Source organism: Bhargavaea sp. GQ12 (assembly GCF_059758705.1).
Genome location: NZ_JCAXEU010000006.1, coordinates 156,316 through 176,271 on the forward strand (window position 1 = coordinate 156,316; position 19,956 = coordinate 176,271).

At 52.2% G+C, this 19,956-nt stretch carries 20 protein-coding genes; 16 read left to right on the forward strand and 4 right to left on the reverse strand.

What is annotated here, in order from left to right; all coding sequences use genetic code 11:
- The first annotated feature begins 69 nt into the window (after window positions 1-69).
- From hflK to thrS, 11 genes are all read left to right on the forward strand, one after another.
- Complete coding sequence (hflK, locus tag AC6CHQ_RS07980; RefSeq protein WP_498081288.1) at window positions 70-1,053, forward strand: FtsH protease activity modulator HflK; 984 nt, start codon at window positions 70-72, stop codon at window positions 1,051-1,053.
- Window positions 1,043-2,092: a protease modulator HflC gene (gene hflC, locus AC6CHQ_RS07985; protein ID WP_092051848.1), complete on the forward strand. Its 1,050-nt coding sequence runs from the start codon at window positions 1,043-1,045 to the stop codon at window positions 2,090-2,092. Before hflK ends, hflC begins: the two co-directional genes overlap by 11 nt.
- Before the next feature lie 87 nt (window positions 2,093-2,179).
- Window positions 2,180-4,813, forward strand: coding sequence for a DNA polymerase I (gene polA / locus AC6CHQ_RS07990; RefSeq protein ID WP_498081289.1), 2,634 nt, complete (start codon window positions 2,180-2,182; stop codon window positions 4,811-4,813).
- Between the two features lie 45 nt (window positions 4,814-4,858).
- Entirely contained in the window at window positions 4,859-5,731 is an 873-nt protein-coding gene (gene mutM, locus AC6CHQ_RS07995; RefSeq protein ID WP_251238423.1) for a bifunctional DNA-formamidopyrimidine glycosylase/DNA-(apurinic or apyrimidinic site) lyase, read from the forward strand.
- A 13-nt stretch (window positions 5,732-5,744) separates the two neighbouring features.
- Window positions 5,745-6,341 carry a dephospho-CoA kinase gene (gene coaE / locus AC6CHQ_RS08000; RefSeq protein WP_092051841.1) on the forward strand — a complete coding sequence of 199 codons (597 nt, stop codon included), beginning with the start codon at window positions 5,745-5,747 and terminating at the stop codon, window positions 6,339-6,341.
- Window positions 6,342-6,468: 127 nt separating this feature from the next.
- On the forward strand, window positions 6,469-7,491 hold the full coding sequence (locus tag AC6CHQ_RS08005) for a glyceraldehyde-3-phosphate dehydrogenase (RefSeq protein WP_251238424.1): 1,023 nt from the start codon (window positions 6,469-6,471) through the stop codon (window positions 7,489-7,491).
- Window positions 7,492-7,740: 249 nt separating this feature from the next.
- Window positions 7,741-8,124, forward strand: a complete 384-nt coding sequence (speD, locus tag AC6CHQ_RS08010) for an adenosylmethionine decarboxylase (protein ID WP_251238425.1) — start codon at window positions 7,741-7,743, stop codon at window positions 8,122-8,124.
- A gap of 192 nt (window positions 8,125-8,316) precedes the next feature.
- Complete coding sequence (gene nrdR, locus AC6CHQ_RS08015) at window positions 8,317-8,778, forward strand: transcriptional regulator NrdR (protein WP_092052226.1); 462 nt, start codon at window positions 8,317-8,319, stop codon at window positions 8,776-8,778.
- A gap of 7 nt (window positions 8,779-8,785) precedes the next feature.
- Complete coding sequence (locus tag AC6CHQ_RS08020; RefSeq protein WP_251238426.1) at window positions 8,786-10,177, forward strand: replication initiation and membrane attachment family protein; 1,392 nt, start codon at window positions 8,786-8,788, stop codon at window positions 10,175-10,177.
- Between the two features lies 1 nt (window position 10,178).
- Window positions 10,179-11,126 (forward strand): primosomal protein DnaI, encoded by a 948-nt coding sequence (gene dnaI, locus AC6CHQ_RS08025; RefSeq protein WP_498081290.1) that lies wholly within the window; start codon window positions 10,179-10,181, stop codon window positions 11,124-11,126.
- Window positions 11,127-11,505: 379 nt separating this feature from the next.
- The gene (thrS, locus tag AC6CHQ_RS08030) at window positions 11,506-13,443 is read left to right on the forward strand and encodes a threonine--tRNA ligase (protein ID WP_251238427.1); all 1,938 of its coding nucleotides are present in this window, start codon (window positions 11,506-11,508) and stop codon (window positions 13,441-13,443) included.
- Between the two features lie 659 nt (window positions 13,444-14,102).
- On the opposite strand, the gene AC6CHQ_RS08035 is transcribed toward thrS, so the two are convergent.
- On the reverse strand, window positions 14,103-15,377 hold the full coding sequence (locus AC6CHQ_RS08035) for an IS110 family RNA-guided transposase (protein WP_498081291.1): 1,275 nt from the start codon (window positions 15,375-15,377) through the stop codon (window positions 14,103-14,105).
- A gap of 492 nt (window positions 15,378-15,869) precedes the next feature.
- Here AC6CHQ_RS08035 and infC point away from each other — a divergent pair, with 492 nt between their 5' ends.
- Genes infC through AC6CHQ_RS08055 form a run of 4 tightly spaced genes read left to right on the forward strand, consistent with a single transcriptional unit; the run spans window position 15,870 to window position 17,404 of the window.
- Window positions 15,870-16,433 carry a translation initiation factor IF-3 gene (infC, locus tag AC6CHQ_RS08040; RefSeq protein ID WP_251238428.1) on the forward strand — a complete coding sequence of 188 codons (564 nt, stop codon included), beginning with the start codon at window positions 15,870-15,872 and terminating at the stop codon, window positions 16,431-16,433.
- Window positions 16,434-16,463: 30 nt separating this feature from the next.
- Window positions 16,464-16,664, forward strand: a complete 201-nt coding sequence (gene rpmI / locus AC6CHQ_RS08045) for a 50S ribosomal protein L35 (RefSeq protein WP_008299689.1) — start codon at window positions 16,464-16,466, stop codon at window positions 16,662-16,664.
- Between the two features lie 42 nt (window positions 16,665-16,706).
- On the forward strand, window positions 16,707-17,066 hold the full coding sequence (rplT, locus tag AC6CHQ_RS08050; protein ID WP_092051826.1) for a 50S ribosomal protein L20: 360 nt from the start codon (window positions 16,707-16,709) through the stop codon (window positions 17,064-17,066).
- Window positions 17,067-17,125: 59 nt separating this feature from the next.
- On the forward strand, window positions 17,126-17,404 hold the full coding sequence (locus AC6CHQ_RS08055; RefSeq protein WP_251238429.1) for a DUF1294 domain-containing protein: 279 nt from the start codon (window positions 17,126-17,128) through the stop codon (window positions 17,402-17,404).
- A gap of 21 nt (window positions 17,405-17,425) precedes the next feature.
- On the opposite strand, the gene AC6CHQ_RS08060 is transcribed toward AC6CHQ_RS08055, so the two are convergent.
- Complete coding sequence (locus AC6CHQ_RS08060) at window positions 17,426-17,818, reverse strand: sigma-w pathway protein ysdB (RefSeq protein ID WP_251238430.1); 393 nt, start codon at window positions 17,816-17,818, stop codon at window positions 17,426-17,428.
- Window positions 17,819-17,915: 97 nt separating this feature from the next.
- Between AC6CHQ_RS08060 and AC6CHQ_RS08065 the strand changes: the two genes are divergently transcribed.
- Window positions 17,916-18,401 carry a dUTP diphosphatase gene (locus tag AC6CHQ_RS08065; RefSeq protein WP_498081292.1) on the forward strand — a complete coding sequence of 162 codons (486 nt, stop codon included), beginning with the start codon at window positions 17,916-17,918 and terminating at the stop codon, window positions 18,399-18,401.
- Between the two features lie 66 nt (window positions 18,402-18,467).
- On the opposite strand, the gene AC6CHQ_RS08070 is transcribed toward AC6CHQ_RS08065, so the two are convergent.
- Together AC6CHQ_RS08070 and AC6CHQ_RS08075 are read right to left on the reverse strand one after the other, a co-directional pair.
- Complete coding sequence (locus tag AC6CHQ_RS08070; RefSeq protein WP_498081293.1) at window positions 18,468-19,526, reverse strand: DUF4097 family beta strand repeat-containing protein; 1,059 nt, start codon at window positions 19,524-19,526, stop codon at window positions 18,468-18,470.
- Window positions 19,519-19,842: a PadR family transcriptional regulator gene (locus AC6CHQ_RS08075; protein WP_092051820.1), complete on the reverse strand. Its 324-nt coding sequence runs from the start codon at window positions 19,840-19,842 to the stop codon at window positions 19,519-19,521. Before AC6CHQ_RS08075 ends, AC6CHQ_RS08070 begins: the two co-directional genes overlap by 8 nt.
- Between the last annotated feature and the right edge of the window lie 114 nt (window positions 19,843-19,956).

Genomic DNA, 19,956 nt, shown 5'->3' on the forward strand with positions numbered 1-19,956 from the left:
AATGTTGAAACCGGATGGCATATTTAACCGTATAGAAACTATACATAAACCCAAAAAGGAGAATCGGACATGAGCGTAAAGCGAATATTGACAATCGCCGGCATGGCGGTCGCCGGTCTTGTCCTCCTCATCCTCGCGTTTACCACCTGGTATACCGTTGATGAGGGTGAGCAGGCTGTCATCATCACGTTCGGCAAGGCGGATGAAACGATCACTGAGTCCGGCCTGAAGTTCAAGCTTCCGTGGCCGGTCCAGAAAGTGGAGAAGTTGTCCAAAGAGACGTTCAGTACGACATTCGGATACAACCAGGACGCCGACGGCAATCTTATCTCCTACGACAAGGAGACAAAAATGATCACGGGTGACGAGTATATCGTCCTTGCCGATCTCGTTGTTCAGTGGAAGATTACAGAACCCGTAAAGTATCTGTTCAATGCGGAAGACCCAAGGGAACTGCTTCATGATGCCACGGCGGCTTCAATCCGCTCGATCATCGGATCTTCACCGATTGATGATGCACTAACGGATGGCAAAGCGGAGATCGAAGCGGAAACGCGTGACCTCCTTAGCAACCTTATAGATAAGTATGACATCGGCATATCCATCCAGGGGATCAAGCTTCAGGACGTCGAACTCCCGAACGAAGAGGTACGGTCCGCGTTCACGGCGGTCACCGATGCCCGGGAGACGAAGAGCACAAAGATCAACCAGGCGAACAAATATGAAAACCAGAAAAAGAACGAAGCCCAAGGGGAACTGGATGCCATCCTTTCGAGGGCACAGGGAGACCGGACCTCACGCATTGAGCAGGCGCACGGGGATGTCGCGGTATTCGACAAGCTTTATGAGGAGTACCGGAACAACCAGGACATCACCCGCCAGCGCCTGATACTTGAAACATTGGAGCAGGTACTGCCGGGCGCCAAAATCTATATCATGAACGATAATGAAGGAACTGTGAAATACCTGCCGATCCAGCCGCCTCAGCAGCCTGCGCCTCCGGCGGCAGGAGAAGGCAACCAAGAGGAAGGAGGCGCCGGCGATGGACAATAAAAACAATCCGTTCAAGAGCATCGAAGAGAAATTTCAGGAGCGCCAGCGTCAGGAGCAGGCCCGGAGAAATGCGGCCGGCAGCGATCCGAAGAATCTCTTCGGACAAAAACGCCCGAAAAAACCGAAGGGGCCCAAAGAACCGAAGCAGCCTGTTGAACTCCGGAAGTTCATCAAACCTGCCATTGCGTTCACCATCGTATTTGCACTCCTGCTTATTGTCATCGCCAATGTGTACGTCGTGAAAGAAAACGAGTACCGGGTTGTCCGCCAGTTCGGTGAAATCGTCCGGATCGACTCGGACCCAGGCGTCAAGTTCAAAGTGCCTTTCCTCCAAAGCGTGACGATGCTGCCGAAGAATCAGATGGCCTACAATGTGTCCGAGGCTGAGATCACGACAAAGGATAAAAAGCGCATGATCATCGATAACTACGCGGTGTGGCGCATCACCGACCCTAAAAAGATGATCAACAATGCCCGTAATATTGTCAATGCGGAAGCACGCATGGAAGAATACATTTACTCCGTCGTGCGTTCGGAGCTTGGCCAACTTGATTACACCAGCATCGTCAATGATGAAGACTCTTCCCGGGGCAATCTGAACGACAAAGTGACCGACCGGGTAAATGAACTGCTTGAATCGGGGAACTTCGGGATCGCGGTGACCGATGTGCGGATGAAGCGGATCGACCTTCCGCCGGAAAACGAACAGTCCATCTACACCCGGATGATTTCGGAGCGCGAATCCACTGCACAGACCTATCTCTCGGAAGGGGATGCGGAAAAGCGCCGGATTGAAGCCGAGACCGATCGTGAAGTCCAGGAGCTTCTTGCCGGTGCCAAAAAGGAAGCGGAAGTGATCCGGGCAGAAGGAGAAGCTGAAGCTGCCCGCATCTACAACACATCCTTCTCTAAGGACCCGGAATTCTATGAACTTTACCGCACGCTGGAATCGTACAAAAAGACGATCGGGGATGAAACAATGATCGTCATTCCGTCGGATTCGCCTTACGCCAGAGTCCTTTCGGGATTCACTGAATAAGCCTCATCACGTCGTTTCAGCTCCGTCCTGCCCCTGTGGTAAGATGGAGAGAGACGACGTTTTTTATTTGCGGATGGAGGGACCGGAATGACCAAGCAGAAAATGCTGCTCCTTGACGGGAACAGCCTGGCCTATCGGGCGTTTTTCGCATTGCCGCTTCTGACAAATGATCAGGGTGTGCATACAAACGCGGTATACGGTTTTGCGATGATGCTGGAGAAAATCCTGAAAGAAGAGAAACCGACCCATATGCTGGTCGCGTGGGACGCCGGAAAGACCACGTTCCGCCACAGCACATATAAAGAGTACAAAGGCGGCCGGCAGAAGACACCGCCCGAGCTGTCCGAGCAGTTCCCATATATCAGGAAAATGCTGGATGCCTACAATATAAGACAATATGAGCTGGAGTCCTATGAAGCCGACGACATTATCGGCACGCTGAGCCGCGAAGCTGCCCAGACCGGCGTGGAAACAGTCGTCATCACCGGAGACAAGGACCTGACGCAGCTGGCAGACGATGCAGTGACCATCTTCATCACCCGTAAGGGGATGACCGATATTGAAGCATACACGCCGGACCATGTCATGGAGAAGTATGGCCTGCAACCTGAGCAGATCATTGATATGAAAGGGCTTATGGGTGATGCTTCCGATAATATTCCGGGTGTTCCGGGTGTAGGTGAAAAAACGGCGATCAAGCTGCTGAAGCAGTTCGGCACGGTTGAAGCTGTCTACGAGGGCATTGACGAAGTAAGCGGAAAAAAGCTGAAGAAAAAGCTCACGGAAAACGAAGAACTTGCGAAGATCAGCAAGCAGCTCGCCACCATCAACACCGAGTCGCCGATCGAGATCGGTATCGGCGATCTCAACTACCCGGGTCCGGACATGGAGCAGGTCATCCCGGTGTTCCGCGAACTGAATTTCAGGACGCTGATCGAGAAGGCGGACGGGGCCCAAACGGCACCGGAACCCGAAGAAGCAGAAGAAATCCGCTTCGAGATTTTGGAACAAGTTCCTGATGCTCTCCTTAAAAGCGGAATCGCTTTCCACGTGGAGCTGTCCGACGAACATTACCACACAGCGGATATTCTTGGGGTGTCGCTTTCCGACGGGGAAGAGATCGTATTTATTCCTATGGAAAACCTGGCAGGGGACAGGCGTTTTGCCGGATGGCTCTCGGATGAATCGATGGAAAAACTGACTGTGGACGCGAAGGCCTCCCTGGCGGCCCTCGCCCGTCTGGGGATGAAGGCGGACGGGATCGTCTTTGACCTCCTGCTTGCGGCTTATATCGCCAATCCTTCTGTTTCGCTGACCGATGCTTCTTCAGCTGCAAGAGAATTCGGTTTCACGGGAATTTCAGAGGACCAGGCCATCTACGGAAAAGGCGCAAAGCGGGCGGTCCCGGCCCGGGAAGCTGTAGCGGAACATGCGAGCAGAAAGGCACTGGCCGTTTACCGTCTTCGGAGCACCGTTGAGGGTCGCCTCAAGGAAAACAAACAGTACGAACTGTACCGGGATCTTGAGATTCCGCTCGCGACTATTCTAGGCCGAATGGAAGCCACCGGGGTCAGGACCGAACGGGGCATCCTGGAGGAGATCGGGGCAGATCTTGCAGGCAAACTGGAAGCCATCGAAGAACAGATCTACGGAATGGCCGGACAGAAGTTCAACATCAACTCTCCCAAACAGCTTGGCGTGATCCTGTTTGAAGAAATGGGGCTGCCGGCGATCAAGAAGACAAAAACCGGTTATTCCACTGCGGCGGATGTGCTGGAAAAACTACGCGGCCGGCATGAGATCATTGACCAGATTCTAGAGTATCGCCAGCTGGGCAAACTTCAGTCGACTTATATCGAAGGGCTTCTGAAAGAAATCCATGCGGACGGTAAAATCCATACGTATTATCAGCAGGCTCTTACCCAGACAGGCCGTCTCAGCTCCACCAATCCCAATCTGCAGAACATCCCGGTGCGAATCGAAGAAGGCAGGAAGATCCGGAAAGCGTTTGTGCCTTCGGAACCGGGATGGGTGATGCTCGCAGCAGACTATTCCCAGATCGAATTGCGTGTACTTGCCCATATGTCTGGAGACGAGCGGCTGATTGCTGCATTCCGGGAGGGAGAGGATATCCACACCCGTACAGCGGGTGATGTGTTCCACGTGGAAGCGCAGGATGTGACACCGGATATGCGCCGCGCGGCGAAAGCTGTCAACTTTGGGATTGTCTACGGCATCAGTGATTACGGCCTTTCACAGAACCTGAACATCACGAGGAAAGAAGCCGCAGAATTCATCGACCGTTATTTGGCCAGCTTTCCCGGCGTCAAACAGTACATGGATGCCTCGGTGGCAGAAGCAAAGGAAAAAGGCTTTGTCACTACGCTGCTAAACCGCCGGCGCTACCTGCCTGATATCAACAGCCGGAACTTCAATCTGCGCAGTTTTGCCGAACGGACAGCGATGAACACACCGATCCAGGGCACAGCTGCTGATATTATCAAGAAGGCGATGGTCGAGATGGACAAGCGGCTCGAGCAGGAAGGCCTGCAGGCGCGCATGCTGCTCCAGGTGCATGACGAACTGATTTTTGAATGTCCAAAAGAAGAGCTCGACAAGCTTGGGCAAATCGTACCCGAAGTGATGGAATCGGCACTGGAACTGGATGTTCCGCTTTTAGTGGAATCAGAATCAGGCTCATCCTGGTACGATACTAAATAATGACAAACACAATTGTCACTCCAATAAAGAAAGAAGCTGAAAAATATGCCGGAATTGCCGGAGGTAGAAGGGGTCGTGCGGTCGCTCGCACCGGCCGCAACCGGTCGGACAATCCGGGACATTAAGGTTTCCGACACGATAATCAGATCCAAATCTGAGGCGAAAGAAGCCATCCTGAAAAATAGTTCACCGGAAGAATTTGCCGGACAGTTGCGCGGGATGACGATAACGAATGTCACCCGGAGAAGCAAATATATTTATTTCCATCTTGAGAAAGACGGGGAACCGCATCTGCTTGTCAGCCACCTCGGGATGTCGGGGGCCTGGTTCGCGGTTCGTGAAACCGGTGAAGTGGCGGAAGACAAATTTCGCCGCCATATCCATGTCATATTCGCGATGGAGGATGGTGGCCTGCTTGTTTACGCGGACATTCGCAGGTTCGGCGAGCTCCGCCTGATCCGTGAAGAAGCCGACCATCCTCCGCTCCTCACAATGGCACCCGAGCCGTTTGATGAAACGGCCGCGGGACATTTTTTGAGTATGTGCAAGACGCCGAAATATGCCGGCAAGCCGATCAAGGAAACGATCATGGATGGGAAAGTGATTTCGGGCTGCGGGAACATTTATGCAACAGAAGCGCTGTTCCGCACCGGGATCCATCCTGGCCGTAAAACGGGCAGGATCAGCATGCTCCGTCTGGAGAGCTTGTTCCATGAAATACAAAAGGTGCTTGCGGAGGCCATCGAGGCAGGTGGCAGTTCCATCTCCGATTACCGGAATATCAACGGCGAAGCGGGAAACATGCAAGAAAGGCTGCGCATGTACGGGAGGAAAAACTGTCCCGGCTGCGGTGCCGAAACCAAGCGGATGACAATCGGGGGACGGACATCGGTTTATTGCCCGAAATGCCAGCATTGAAAGAGGTGTAACGATGATTATCGGATTGACCGGAAGTATCGCAAGCGGCAAAAGCACAGTCTCCAAAATGCTCCGGGAGAGGGGATTCCCAATTGTGGATGCGGACCTGGTCGCAAGGTTTGTCGTCGAGCCGGGACAGCCGGCACTTGAAGAGATCCGTCAGGCGTTCGGAGACGGGGTGATCCTCGAAGACGGGACGATGGACAGAGCTGCGGTGGGAGAACGGATTTTCAACGATCCTTCAGAACGGAAAAAGTTGAATGATATCGTGCATCCCGCGATCCGGCAGGAAATGCTCCGGCAGCGCGACAGACACTTCGAGAATGGAGCCCGCACTGTGGTGATGGACATTCCACTCCTTTTTGAAAGCAGGCTCCAGCATTATGCGGACAAGATACTCGTTGTGTCGGTCAGTGAAGAAACACAGCTGAAACGGCTGATGGAGCGTGACGGGTTCACTGAGAAAGATGCCAGGGCACGGATTTCTTCCCAGCTCCCGATATCCGAAAAAGAGCGCGGAGCGGACGCAGTCATCTACAACAATGGGACAATCGGGGAGTCGGAAAAGCAACTTGAACAGATTCTGGATTCATGGAACGCTGCTCCATGAGCGAGAATCTTCCTGAATTATGAAACTTCTCGAATCATGACAATTGTGGGTGCTTTTTTCTTCGAATGTGATATACTAATTACGAATTAAAGAAAAAGAGTATAACACAGTTACAGGAGGCCCACCCATGAACCCTTCAATCGCGATCAATGGTTTCGGCCGGATCGGCCGTATGGTATTCCGTCAGGCAATACAGGAGGACGGACTGAATATTGTGGCGGTCAATGCCAGCTACCCACCTGAAACCCTTGCACACCTTTTGAAATATGACACCATCCACGGGAAGTTCGAAGGAAATGTCCTGACCGAGGAAGATGCTCTTGTCGTCAACGGCAAGAGGGTTCAGCTCATTGCTGAGCGCGACCCTGCAAAACTTCCGTGGAAAGAGCTCGGTGTCGACATTGTCATCGAAGCGACAGGTAAGTTTAACTCCCGGGATAAAGCGGCCCTCCATCTGGAAGCGGGCGCCAAGAAAGTCATCCTGACAGCTCCCGGCAAGAATGAGGATGTCACAATCGTCATGGGTGTAAACGACGAGCTGCTTGACCTTGACCGGCATGATGTCATTTCCAACGCGAGCTGCACGACAAACTGTCTCGCACCGGTCGCCAAAGTATTGAATGACGAATTCGGTATTGACAGCGGTCTGATGACTACTGTGCATGCCTACACAAATGACCAGAACAATATCGACAACCCGCACAAAGATCTCCGCCGCGCGCGTGCTGCTGCGGAATCAATCATCCCGACGTCCACAGGCGCCGCAAAAGCGCTCTCGCTCGTTTTGCCTGAGCTGAAGGGCAAGCTGCACGGCATGGCGCTCCGGGTCCCGACTCCGAATGTTTCGCTTGTCGATCTAGTTGTCGATCTTAACCGTGACGTGTCTGTGGAAGAAATCAATGATGCGTTCATCCGTGCTGCAGAAGGTCCGATGAAGGGGATCCTCGGCTTTACGACAGAGCCGCTCGTCTCCAGTGATTTCAAGACAGATGCACACTCCGCTACAATCGACGGCCTTACAACAATGGTCATGGGAGACCGGAAAGTCAAAGTCCTCGCATGGTATGATAACGAGTGGGGCTACTCTGCCCGAGTCGTTGACCTGACTAGGAAAGTTGCGGTCGGAATCGGCGCGAAAGTTAAGGCATAATAAACGAACCCGGGCCAACGCCCGGGTTTTTTCATCCGTCATCCAGAGACCAACAATGTATGAACGGGCAGCATTTACAAATGAATTAATAGTTGCGTTCGTGGTGTTGCCATCATATAATTATCCCGTGAACCTCAAAGTTCACGCTGGGCAGCTTAAAGGGTTAGGACCTCATCGGACTAACTTTCCCCCGTGGTTGCCCGTTGCCGGCAAACCGGCAATCATTTATTGGAGAAGGGGGGACGAACCATGGAAACAATGGGTCGTCATGTAATTGCTGAACTTTGGGAGTGCGAATTCGACAAGTTGAATGACATGCCTTATATCGAGCAGACATTTGTAGAAGCCGCATTGCGTTCGGGTGCGGAAGTGCGTGAAGTCGCGTTCCACAAATTTGCGCCACAGGGTGTCAGCGGTGTCGTCATTATTTCGGAATCACATCTCACGATCCACAGCTTTCCTGAGCATGGCTACGCCAGCATCGACGTTTACACGTGCGGAGATCTTGATCCGACAGTTGCGGCAGGGTATATTGCAGATGCGCTCGGGGCAAAGAACCGTCAGATGGCCGAATTGCCGAGAGGCATGGGGCCTGTCACAGCAGGCAAGACAGCTGTCACGGTCACAGCGTGATCTCTTAACTACCGAAACATTCAAAGCAGAGGCAAAGGCTTCTGCTTTTTTATATTGTGCTGAGGCATCATCATGGCTTGCACAAACCCGTTCAGCGGATAGCAGAACTCTGCTATAATATAATGAACTGATCATGTCCGGCCGCCAGAGGGGACTGGACAATACGAATTAACTAAGAAAGCGGGGATGCCGATGAAGTGCCCGGCCTGTCAGCATAACGGGACGCGAGTCGTCGATTCCCGGCCGGTGGACGAGAGCAAGGCGATCCGGCGACGCAGGGAATGCGAGGATTGCAGTTTCCGGTTCACCACATTTGAAAAAGTTGAAGAGATGCCTTTGATCGTCGTGAAAAAAGACGGATCCAGAGAAGAGTTCAGCCGTGAAAAAGTATTGAGGGGATTGATACGGGCCTGTGAAAAAAGGCCGGTCCCGCTGGACGTTCTGGAAGATCTCGTCTTTTCCATCGAGAAGGAATTGCGGCACCACGGGAATGCCGAAGTGAAATCGGAGGATGTCGGTGAGAGGGTGATGGAGCGCCTCGTTAAGATCGATGATGTCGCCTATGTGCGCTTTGCCTCCGTTTACCGGCAGTTTAAGGACATCAATGTCTTTATCGACGAATTAAAGGATCTCCTTAAGAAAGAAGAAGACTGATCCGCCCATGGAAAGAAAGGATGGGAATATGACCCCGCTTTATAAAGAACTGCAGCCGTCGGATGTTTATTGTGTCCGGCTTCCTTATCCATTTTCCGATTTTGACCGCCAGATCCTCACCGCCCTCTACCAGCCGCTGATCGGGCACGGAGCGATGGCGGTCTTCTTTGCCCTGTGGGGAGAAGCAGAGCGTGAAGGGACTGTCGAGTCCACCCACTACCACCTCCTGAACCTATTGGATATGCCGATCGGATCTGTATTCGAAGCGAGGCTTTCATTGGAAGGGATCGGGCTGCTGAAGACCTATCGGAAACAGGAGGGGGAAGGACGTGCCTTCATCTATGAACTGACACCTCCTCTGGATCCCGACACCTTCTTCCATGACCCGATTCTGTCGATGTTCCTATTCGGCAAAGTCGGGGCACAGACATATAAGCGCCTTCGCAGCCGTTTCCTGAACCCGGCCGTACCCGATGGGTATGAAGAGGTGTCAAGATCATTTCCTGAGGTGTACAAATCCGTCAAAGCAGGTGCCATGGAGGAAGACAATGATACATACGATTCGGACCAAAGGGCACGAAAGCTCGCTTTCAGCGGATATCCGTTTGACTTTGCCCTCATGATGGAGGGATTGTCAGCCCAGCTGGTGCCGAGGAAGGCTTTCACGCCGGCAATCAAGGAGATGATTGTCCGCATTGCCTTTTTGTATGGCCTGTCACCGCTCGATATGCAACAGGTTGTGCTGCTCGCCATTGATGCGGACGGAAACCTGACGGAAGACCGGATGAAGCGGGCAGCCGCCGATTTCTATAAGCTCTCGCGGTCGAGCTCAGCACCGAAGATCACAAAAATCATCCCGTCATCCGTAAAGCAGGGGAGTCCAACTGAGCCCGCGACGAAAGAAGATGAACTGATCCAATACCTGGAAACCTGCCCGCCGGTCGAGATGCTGAAAGATATCAACGGGGGACGGGAGCCGATGCAGGTCGATGTAAAACTCGCACAAAAACTTGTGCTGGAGCATAACCTGCCGGCAGGCGTCGTTAATGTCCTTCTTCAGTATGTCCTTTTGCGCAACGACGGAAAACTGACCAACAATTATGTCGAACGGATCGCCTCGCACTGGATGGCGAAGAAAGTCGATAATGTCAGAGACGCATTGGTACTCGCCCGGACCGAACATGACAAGTATATGAAATGGCAGCAGGAAGGCTCAGGAACACAGCGGACGAGAAAGCCCGGTGCGAAAACCGAAGCGGTGCCGGACTGGTTCTACCGGAAAGACCAAAAACCGGAAGAACAAAAAGCTCCGGAAAAAAGCAAGGCGGATCCTGATGTGGAAGCAAGAAGGCTCCGGCTTATGGAGAAATTCGGCATGACGAAAGGCGGTGTCAACTGAAATGGAACCAATCCGCAACACACTTAAGCGAATAGTCAATGCACCGACATTCGCCGAACGATATTCGGAGTTGCGATCTGAAGTCCTGGATCATCCCGGCGTCCAGTCTTTTTTGGAGCAGCATGCAGGGGAAGTGGACAGGGATATGGTCAACCGCGGAATGGGTAAGCTTTACGAATACACTTCCCAATCCCACGACTGCGGCAAATGCGAAAGCCTGGAATCCTGTGTCAATATGATGAAAGGCTATGAGCCGAAGCTTGTTATCGAACGCGGATCCATCGGCGTCGATTACGTGATGTGTAAAAGGAAAACTGCAGATATGGAACGTCGCCGCGTATCTTCCATGATCCGGAGCATGCATATGCCGAAGGACATGCTTAACCTTGATATACGCGATTTTGACATCGCCAAAGGGGAGAGCCGGCTGGGTGCGGTGGAGCTGGTTTCTGAATTCCTGGACAAGCTCGACCGGACAGGGGAATTGCCGGCGCAGGGCCTCTATATCCACGGCCCGTTCGGAACGGGCAAATCATATCTGCTTGGAGCGGTCGCGGGTGAATTGGCAAAGCGCCATGTTGCGTCGGTCCTCGTGTTTGTACCGGAGTTCCTGCGCGAGCTGAAACAGTCGATCCAGGATCAGTCGCTGAACGAGAAGATCGACTTCGTCAAACGGGCACCGGTCCTCATGCTCGATGATCTCGGTGCGGAGACACTCACTGCCTGGACACGGGATGAGGTGCTGGCGACAATCCTGCATCACCGGATGGCTGAAAAGCTCCCTACTTTCTTTACGTCCAATTTTGACTACAAAGAGATGGAGACCCACCTGTCGTACACACAGCGGGGGGACAAAGAAGTCGTCAAGGCGGGCCGCATCATGGAGCGGATCCGCGCGATGACCGTACCTGTCCGCCTGGACGGAGAAAACCGGCGCGACCGCAGTTGAGCGGCTTATTTTTCCGCTTAAACGGATACGTGAGAATCACTGTTGCAAAGTCCGCAAGTATTGCGTATGATGAATTCAATACTTCTTCCAAATGCAATGACGGGGACAACGAACGGTTGTCCGGCCAGACAGAGAACGGGGCCTTAGGCTGAGAGCCCCCGATGGCGCGGCATCGGATCGACCACCCCAAAGCAGCGAAGGTGAACCCGGCAAACCGGGCTAGCCCGAGCCGGCCTCCGGTCCGTTATCCGATGCAGAGCTTCTCCGGCATGGTCGTCATTGCCGGCAGGAAGAAGGGTGGAACCGCGAGCAGGCCTCGTCCCTTTTTGGGACGGGGCTTTTTTGCGTACTTTTTGAAGAATGAAGGGAGACTACCGACATGGCAGAACAGATTAAATTGACATTCCCGGACGGTGCGGTGAAGGAATTCGTATCCGGCAGTACAACAGAGGACGTGGCCCAGTCGATCAGCCCCGGGCTGCGCAAAAAAGCGCTGGCCGGCAAACTGAGCGGTCGGCTGATCGACTTCCGCACACCCATCACGGAAGACGGCGACATCGAAATTATCACGCAGGATTCACCGGAAGCACTGGAGATTCTCCGCCACAGTTCTGCACACTTGCTCGCCCAGGCGGTAAAACGTCTGTTCAAAGATGTAAAACTCGGCATTGGGCCGGTCATCGAAAGCGGATTCTACTATGACTTCGATTCGCCTGAACCGCTCCGCGCGGAAGACTTTGCCGCCATCGAGAAAGAAATGAAGAAAATCATCAATGAAAACCTTGAAATTATCCGGAAAGAGGTCACTCGTGACGAAGCCCGGAAAATCTATGAGGAAATCGGCGATGAATATAAGCTGGAACTGCTCGACGCGATTCCTGAAGATGAAAAAGTGACGATTTATCATCAAGGTGAATTCTTCGACCTCTGCCGCGGCGTCCACGTACCGTCCACCGGCAAGCTGAAGGAGTTCAAGCTGCTCAGCACTGCCGGCGCTTACTGGCGCGGTGACTCCGACAACAAGATGCTCCAGCGCATCTATGGAACGGCGTTCTTCAAGAAGGAAGACCTGCAAGAACACCTTCGCCTGCTCGAGGAAGCACGTGAGCGCGACCACCGCAAGATCGGCAAAGAACTCGATCTGTTCATGACGAATCAGCTTGTCGGTCAGGGACTTCCTATGTGGCTCCCGAAAGGCGCGACGATCCGCCGTCTTGTCGAACGCTATATCGTCGACAAGGAGGAGAAGCTGGGCTACGATCACGTCTACACACCGGTGATGGCAAACGTGGAACTCTACAAGACATCCGGCCACTGGCAGCACTACCAGGACGACATGTTCCCTCCGATGCAGGCAGACAATGAGGAACTTGTCCTGCGCCCGATGAACTGCCCGCACCATATGATGATCTTCAAGAACGGCATCCACTCCTACCGTGACCTGCCGATCCGAATCGCCGAACTCGGGCTCATGCACCGGTATGAAATGTCCGGAGCCCTGTCCGGCCTGCAGCGCGTCCGCGGCATGACACTGAACGATGCCCATATCTTCGTCCGTCCGGACCAGATCAAGGACGAATTCAAGCGCGTTGTCGAGCTGGTGATGGATGTCTACAAAGACTTTAACCTCAACGATTATTCGTTCCGCCTGTCCTACCGCGATCCGGCTGACACGGAAAAGTATTTCGATGACGATGAAATGTGGGAAAAAGCACAGAGCATGCTGAAGGAAGCGATGGACGACCTCGGCCTCGACTACTACGAAGCGGAAGGGGAAGCGGCGTTCTATGGTCCGAAGCTCGATGTCCAGGTTAAGACAGCCATCGGCAAGGAAGAGACGCTTTCTACTGTCCAGCTGGACTTCCTCCTGCCTGAGCGATTTGACCTGAACTACATCGGCAGCGACGGCAAGCAGCATCGCCCGGTCGTCATCCACCGCGGTGTCGTCTCGACCATGGAACGATTTGTAGCATTCCTTATCGAAGAATACAAAGGGGCGTTCCCGACGTGGCTCGCACCGGTCCAGGTGGAAATCATTCCGGTATCTCCGGAAGTCCACCATGACTATGCAGAAAAAGTCCGCGAAGCTCTCCAGGCAGAGGGCCTGCGCGTAGATGTGGACAGCCGTGACGAAAAACTCGGCTACAAGATCCGCGAAGCCCAAACACAGAAAATCCCGTACATGCTCGTCCTCGGCGACAAAGAAGCCGAATCCGGCGAAGTCAACGTCCGGAAATACGGCGAACAAAAATCCGAATCTATTCCGCTCAATGACTTCATCGCCAAACTCCGCGAGGAAGTGGACGGGAAGAAGTAATATTAATGGAATGCTCCAAATGAGGTGGCCCGATGATGTGCGACGTTCCGGTGCCGGCGGATGGCTTTGGCCGTAAGCATGGCCCTAAGTCACTTCGTTCCCGGCCAATCTTACGGCGTCGCCTACCGCATCGGTCACCTACACTTCATTCCGCTCCGATATGTTGTGTCGGCGCGAGATGAAATTCGCGCCAATCCCGATGGGGAAGTTAATAACTATGATCAGTACTACCTATAATGGTTGATTGTAGCGTAGGGCGGCGACTCCCTCGGGAAAACACGGTAATATCAAGGGTTTCGGGTGCTTCCGACGCCTTAAAAAGTTTTTTCATTGATAACCTAACATTCTTTGCGCCTTGATATTACAAGTCATTCAAAAGACTGTAAGTCAATTCCTGCGCTGCGCTGCCAGTTCCACGAACTGGTAATTAATATGGCATGCACTGTGGAGCTCCGCTACGCTTATGACGACTGACCCTCCCATGTCTCTTAGCGTCTGGCGCTGACATTCCTTCGTCCGGTCTTTTCATAAGGCGGAGGCCGGCGATATGCTCCTGCTGGGGCTCGGGGCCCAATGTACGCCGCTTGTGCCGGCTTCTCCGTGTCATGATGATGGATCTATACTTGACGGTTAATTGAATGGAATGTTAAAAGCGCTTACTAAGCTGTCCGGAGACAGGTCAGATCACGGATCATCCGTCCGGAATCGAAGTGCACTTGTTTTGTGCACAGGCCGTGTAGAATCTTAAGCAGCTTGGTGCTTAGAACTGTTATCGCCTGCTTGCCCTTCAGGGGGTTCTCAGGCCGGGTTGTATAGTGCTCGTACAACAATTTGAATGCTTCGTTGTTGCGGATCAAAGGTAGGATTGCTTTATATAGCAGAGTCCTCAGACGGCGACGTCCGCGCTTAGAAATACGCTTCTGACCTTTATGCATGCCAGAAGAGTTCTCCCGAAGCGTGAGTCCCGCTAACTTGATTAGCTGGCGTGGACTCTCATAATCGGTGAGGCTCCCGACTTCGGACAGGATGCCGGCGACCGTCATTTCTCCAAGACCCGGGACAGAGGAGATGTATTCAAATTCGGCTGTTTGTCGGGTGAGTTCATTGAGCGCTTCATCGGTAAAGATAATTTCTTCTTCGATAAGCCGATAGCGTCGCATGAGGGAGCCAATCTCCCGTTTCGCCCCGTCCGGGGCTTGGCTGATTCCAATAGAATTCCGGGCCACTTGAACCAGCTCTTTCGCCTTCTTAGGACGTCGCTGTTTCATTCTGCCGCCCGATGCACAAAGGTTGGCTAATTCTTCAGGCTCCATACTGGCGATTTCAGTAGGCAGTAGTCCTTCTTCCAGTACGGCAAGCATCATCGCCGAAAAATCTTTGAAGACAAGAAATAACTCGGGGAAATGTTTATCGACCCAGCGATGCAGGTTGTTCTTCAAATCGGTCCTAGCCTGAATCAGAGATTCTCGAAGGTTATAAGCGGACCGGATTTCCGCCTCGAGCTCCCTTAGGAGTTTCGGTTTGGAGAACCGTCCATCCTTCATAAGACGGGCAATGGTGACCGAGTCTTTCTTGTCGTTCTTCGTTTGGAGATTGTCATCCAGTTCCTTTACCTGTTTGACATGGCTTGGATTGACGACAACCAGCGGGATTCCCCGACCTTCCAAGAAGTACGCAAGGTTCAGCCAGTAATGGCCAGTCGGCTCGACACCGACAATCACTTCTGATTTGTTGTGATTCTCCATGCCTTCCAGAATGGATTGGTAAAGTGCTTCGAAGCCATTTTGGGTTTGATTAATCGGGAAGGCATTCACAAGCAGCCGTCCGCGTTCATCGACAAAGGAGGCGCAATGTTTACGCTTCGCAATATCAATACCGACGACCAAGGTTTTTTCAGTGACTTGATTAATCCTTTGATTCGCTCTAGAATTCATTTCGAGTCCTCCTTGGTTATTTAGGGGTCAAGTTGTCGTAGCCTTGACACCCCGCATCATACCAAGGAGGCTCTTTTTGCATCAATAGGGCCAAAGCATCCTGACAGGAATGCTCCTGCGGGAAAAGCCGGACAGGCGAGACCCGGGAGACGCAGTCGCGGGGCTCGGCGCCCGCCCGCGGAAAGCGTCCGCCCGGAGCGGAAATCAACCACGCTCCATAATCAATACTGTCCCAAAACATGATTCTCCAACATAATCATTGACAAGCCGTGTTGCATAGGCTATTATTGATTAGGTTAAGGAATACAGTTTGTGGTAGAAGAAGGAGCTGCCCGCTTCTCACCTGATCGACGCTTCGGCTGTTGGCAGGTTTGCACCATTGTGACGTCCCGTGCCTCTTGGCGCGGTCACATATGCGGCGGGTGGACCTCGGTCCACCCGTTTTTCTTTCGGATTGGCCACGGGGACCATCCCCGCGAGCCTGCCCAAACCATGTATTCGCGAATTACTACACGGAGGTGGCTTACGATTAGCAGAGATAACCGAGACAAATTTGTAAACGATGGCATCCGTGCCCGGGAGCTCCGCATCATCGACCAAAACGGTGAACAGCTGGGCGTCAAAACACGGAATGAAGCGATGGAAATCGCGACGCGTGCAAACTTGGATCTCGTTCTTGTCGCACCGAACGCAAAACCGCCAGTAGCCCGGATCATGGACTATGGGAAGTTCAAGTTCGAACAGCAGAAGAAAGAACGGGAAGCGCGCAAAAATCAGAAAGTCATCAGTGTCAAAGAAGTGCGGCTGAGCCCATCCATTGACGAGCATGACTTCCAGACCAAGCTTCGAAACGCAATCAAGTTCCTTGAAAAAGGGGACAAAGTGAAAGCTTCCATCCGCTTCCGCGGCCGTGCGATCACCCACAAGGAGATCGGCCAGCGCGTTCTCGAACGTTTTGCTGAAGCCTGCAAGGAAGTCGGAACGGTCGAACAAAGACCAAAAATGGATGGCCGGAGCATGTTCCTTATGATGGCCCCGATCGAAGAAAAGAAATAATCTACGCAAAGGACTAGGAGGATACCGACCATGCCTAAAATGAAAACACACAAAGGTTCCGCTAAGCGCTTCAAGCGCACCGGTTCCGGCAAACTCAAGCGCGGCCGTGCTTATACAAGCCACTTATTCGCCAACAAATCGACTAAGCAAAAGCGTCATCTCCGCAAAGCTGCTGTCGTTTCCAAAGGCGATTTCAAGCGCATCAAGCAAATGCTCACTTACATGAAATAATTCCGATTATAGAAATCGAATCAACATCAGGAGGGAAATCCAATGCCACGCGTAAAAGGCGGAACAGTAACGCGCAAGCGTCGTAATCGTGTTCTCAAACTTGCCAAGGGCTACTACGGCTCGAAGCACACACTCTACAAAACAGCAAACCAACAGGTCATGAAGTCCCTGCAATATGCATACCGTGACCGTCGTCAGAAAAAACGTGACTTCCGCAAACTGTGGATCGCACGGATCAATGCTGCTGCACGCCTGAACGGCCTGTCTTACAGCAAGCTCATGCACGGCCTCAAAGTTGCCGGCATCGATGTAAACCGCAAGATGCTCGCTGACCTCGCCATCACTGACGAGAAAGCATTCGCACAGCTTGCAGAAGCTGCGAAAAAAGCAGTCAACAACTAATTCAGTGAACAGACCGGCGAATCGTTCGCCGGTCTTTTTGCATAACTGGGGGAAGCGCCATGGAAGACGTGCTGATCGGCTGGATTGTGATTTTATCTGTCTACAGCTTTTTCATGATGGGTTATGACAAGAGGCAGGCGAAAAACGGTGGCTGGCGCGTCCCGGAGCGGACACTTTGGATTATTGCCATCCTTGGCGGAGGGGTGGGGGCCTATGCGGGAATGCAGACATTCCGTCATAAGACGAAGCATACCTCATTCCGAGTCGGCTTTCTGATGCTGGCCATTCTTGATCTGGCAGCAGTTCTATATCTGGCCGGGACAAGCCAAGCCGGATAAATACAAAAAGGGCGGACCGCATCACGCGGTTCCGCCTTTTTTCATCAGCTGTTCGATTGGATTCTTCCAATTGATTTCCGCATCCGGATAGCTCATCCGGATTTCTTTCTCGAGAAAGATAAAATCGTCCCGGTTAAAGCCCTGTAGGGAGGCTTCGTCTTTGACCCATACAAAGATGGAGACCACTTCAAATGAACGGTCGGTCGTCCCCATGTATTTCTCACCTTCGAAAAGAGCGCCTTTGTAAGTGATAAAGAAATTTTTCCGGACATTTTTCACATCGTCATAGAAGTAGTAGCGTTCCTGCTCAAAGGCTTCGTCCAATTTTCTTTTTGGGTCGGTGAGGTACCGGATGCCCCGGTAGAAAAGGTATACGATGATGGCTATCACGATCATTCGGATAATCAAGGCCATGGCGGTGCCTCCCTTGCACATACTGGTACCCTCCTATACGATTGAAACGCATAAAGGTTTCATGAAACATGATTTTTTTCTGATTGGAAGTGACAATGTGGAATTGACTGAACTATTTATGATGCAGAAACAGCTGGATGTGTATATTGAAGAGAACAATGGTGTCGAGCGGGAAGTTTTTAGGGAGAAACTGCTCGCCCTGACCGTTGAACTTGCGGAGCTGGCCAATGAGACGAGATGCTTTAAGTTCTGGAGCCAGAAAGGCCCATCTACCAAACCGGTGCTGATCGAAGAGTACGTTGACTCAATCCATTTCTTGCTGTCTCTTGGCATCCTGAAGGGGATGGATGATCTCAAGCAATGGCCTGAGGGGGAGGAGGATGGAGACCTGACGGAGCTGTTTCTCCGGACGCAGCGCGCAGTTCTGGATTTCGGAAAGCGGCAGGACAGGGCTTCGTACGAATCGGTCTGGATCCTTTATAGAGCAATTGCAGAGACGCTCGGTTTCACCGCGGATGAGTTGATTCAGGCTTACCGGGAGAAAAACGAAGAAAACTATGCCAGGCAACAGCGTGGGTATTAAAAAAGGGCCAGTCCTGAGAGCAACCTGCTCAGGACTGGCCCATGTTTATGTTCGCTATTAAATCGCTTACTGCTGCTTCACTGTGATTCTTCCATTATCGGATTCAAGTTTAACCGGAATGCTGCCATCCCCGTAGAGTGCCTCTTTCGTGCGCACTCCGAAAATATCCACTTGTCCATTGTCGGTTCTCGTCCTGATCAAGGCATCAGTCGGTTTAGCCATTGTGGAGACAGTGATACTGCCATTGTCCGTTTTCAGGTCGACCGAATCACCGATGCGGTCTACGGAAAGTTCAATGCGTCCATTATCCGTCCTTCCGGTAATTGCTCCTTCCACGTTTTCCATGACGATTCGTCCGTTATCAGTTTCTGCGCGGAGCCGGCCGGACCGGACACGGAACATCTCAATGCGTCCGTTGTCCGTCTCGCACTTGATTGTATCTGATTCGGTCTTGTTTATTTCAATGCGTCCGTTATCGGACTTCGCATCGATCTCGCGAAAGGCGCATTCCCTGATGGTGATCCTGCCATTATCAGAACGGGCTGCAAACTGTCGGGCCAGTTGCTGTTCGGCAGAAATCGACCCGTTTTCCGTTCTGGCCAAGATAGAGTCATACAGTTTCTTAGGTAAATGGATCACCATCCGGAACGTCGGGGTGGAACCGAAGCTGAACCAGCTTCTGATGGTGCGCCGTCCAACCAGAGTAATGCTCAGCTTTGCATCACTAATATCGGCATCGAACTTTAAACCTTTCTTTTCTCCGATCAGCTCGATTCGGGTGACAGAATCAGTTGACGGTATGAGACGTACAGCACCAGTTTCGGTCATGACTTCAGCGGCAGTAAAGTGCCCGTCAGGAATCTCGATCAGTTCATAGTCATCCCGTTGCCTGCTGCTGGGGGCAGCAGGCCTTTCCGTTTCCGTGAATTCCGGATACGCACTCAGAATGTCAGAAGCGATGGCCGCGGGGGAGCCGAGAGATACTGAAATTTCCTCCTCGCTCTTGCCGTCGCGTACCCCTTCATCAAAGTACTCATCAAGATCACCGAGGACGTCCTCTTTCTCATCTTTAGGCAATACAGCCAGTTCTTCCTCCAGTGCAAGCAGAAATTGTTCCTTATTCATCTTTCCCATCCCCTCCGATCAGTTCGTTGACATTTTCGGTGAATTCTCGCCATTCGGCAAGCAGATCTTGCAGATAATCCTGGCCCGACTGAGTCAGCCGATAATATTTTCTCGGCGGCCCTTCATTGGATTCTTTCAGATAGGTCTCGAAAAACCCTTCTTTGGTCAGTCTTCTAAGCAGAGTGTACACAGAGCCTTCCGAAACTTCGATCCTCCTGGAAATCATCTGGACAAGCTCATAGCCATAGCGATCCTGGCCGTCAAGCAATGCAAGAACACAAAGATTGAGCACCCCTTTTTTAAATTGAATATTCATGTGTCACCTTCCCATTCAATAGTACTGCTCAAAGATAAGTACTTAGAGACAGTATATTCCAATGTACTGCTTAATGACAAGTACCATGATAAAAAGAACGGCACGGAATCCGTT

Excerpts from the sequence above, each read along its gene's own strand:
- AC6CHQ_RS08060 (WP_251238430.1), bottom strand. The coding sequence starts at position 17,818 with ATGGCCTTGATTATCCGAATGATCGTGATAGCCATCATCGTATACCTT.
- coaE (WP_092051841.1), top strand. The coding sequence starts at position 5,745 with ATGATTATCGGATTGACCGGAAGTATCGCAAGCGGCAAAAGCACAGTC.
- rplT (WP_092051826.1), top strand. The coding sequence starts at position 16,707 with ATGCCACGCGTAAAAGGCGGAACAGTAACGCGCAAGCGTCGTAATCGT.
- AC6CHQ_RS08055 (WP_251238429.1), top strand. The coding sequence starts at position 17,126 with ATGGAAGACGTGCTGATCGGCTGGATTGTGATTTTATCTGTCTACAGC.
- AC6CHQ_RS08075 (WP_092051820.1), bottom strand. The coding sequence starts at position 19,842 with ATGAATATTCAATTTAAAAAAGGGGTGCTCAATCTTTGTGTTCTTGCA.
- infC (WP_251238428.1), top strand. The coding sequence starts at position 15,870 with ATGTATTCGCGAATTACTACACGGAGGTGGCTTACGATTAGCAGAGAT.
- AC6CHQ_RS08035 (WP_498081291.1), bottom strand. The coding sequence starts at position 15,377 with ATGAATTCTAGAGCGAATCAAAGGATTAATCAAGTCACTGAAAAAACC.
- rpmI (WP_008299689.1), top strand. The coding sequence starts at position 16,464 with ATGCCTAAAATGAAAACACACAAAGGTTCCGCTAAGCGCTTCAAGCGC.
- AC6CHQ_RS08070 (WP_498081293.1), bottom strand. The coding sequence starts at position 19,526 with ATGAATAAGGAACAATTTCTGCTTGCACTGGAGGAAGAACTGGCTGTA.
- AC6CHQ_RS08020 (WP_251238426.1), top strand. The coding sequence starts at position 8,786 with ATGGAAAGAAAGGATGGGAATATGACCCCGCTTTATAAAGAACTGCAG.
- speD (WP_251238425.1), top strand. The coding sequence starts at position 7,741 with ATGGAAACAATGGGTCGTCATGTAATTGCTGAACTTTGGGAGTGCGAA.
- hflK (WP_498081288.1), top strand. The coding sequence starts at position 70 with ATGAGCGTAAAGCGAATATTGACAATCGCCGGCATGGCGGTCGCCGGT.
- nrdR (WP_092052226.1), top strand. The coding sequence starts at position 8,317 with ATGAAGTGCCCGGCCTGTCAGCATAACGGGACGCGAGTCGTCGATTCC.
- dnaI (WP_498081290.1), top strand. The coding sequence starts at position 10,179 with ATGGAACCAATCCGCAACACACTTAAGCGAATAGTCAATGCACCGACA.
- hflC (WP_092051848.1), top strand. The coding sequence starts at position 1,043 with ATGGACAATAAAAACAATCCGTTCAAGAGCATCGAAGAGAAATTTCAG.
- thrS (WP_251238427.1), top strand. The coding sequence starts at position 11,506 with ATGGCAGAACAGATTAAATTGACATTCCCGGACGGTGCGGTGAAGGAA.
- AC6CHQ_RS08005 (WP_251238424.1), top strand. The coding sequence starts at position 6,469 with ATGAACCCTTCAATCGCGATCAATGGTTTCGGCCGGATCGGCCGTATG.
- polA (WP_498081289.1), top strand. The coding sequence starts at position 2,180 with ATGACCAAGCAGAAAATGCTGCTCCTTGACGGGAACAGCCTGGCCTAT.
- mutM (WP_251238423.1), top strand. The coding sequence starts at position 4,859 with ATGCCGGAATTGCCGGAGGTAGAAGGGGTCGTGCGGTCGCTCGCACCG.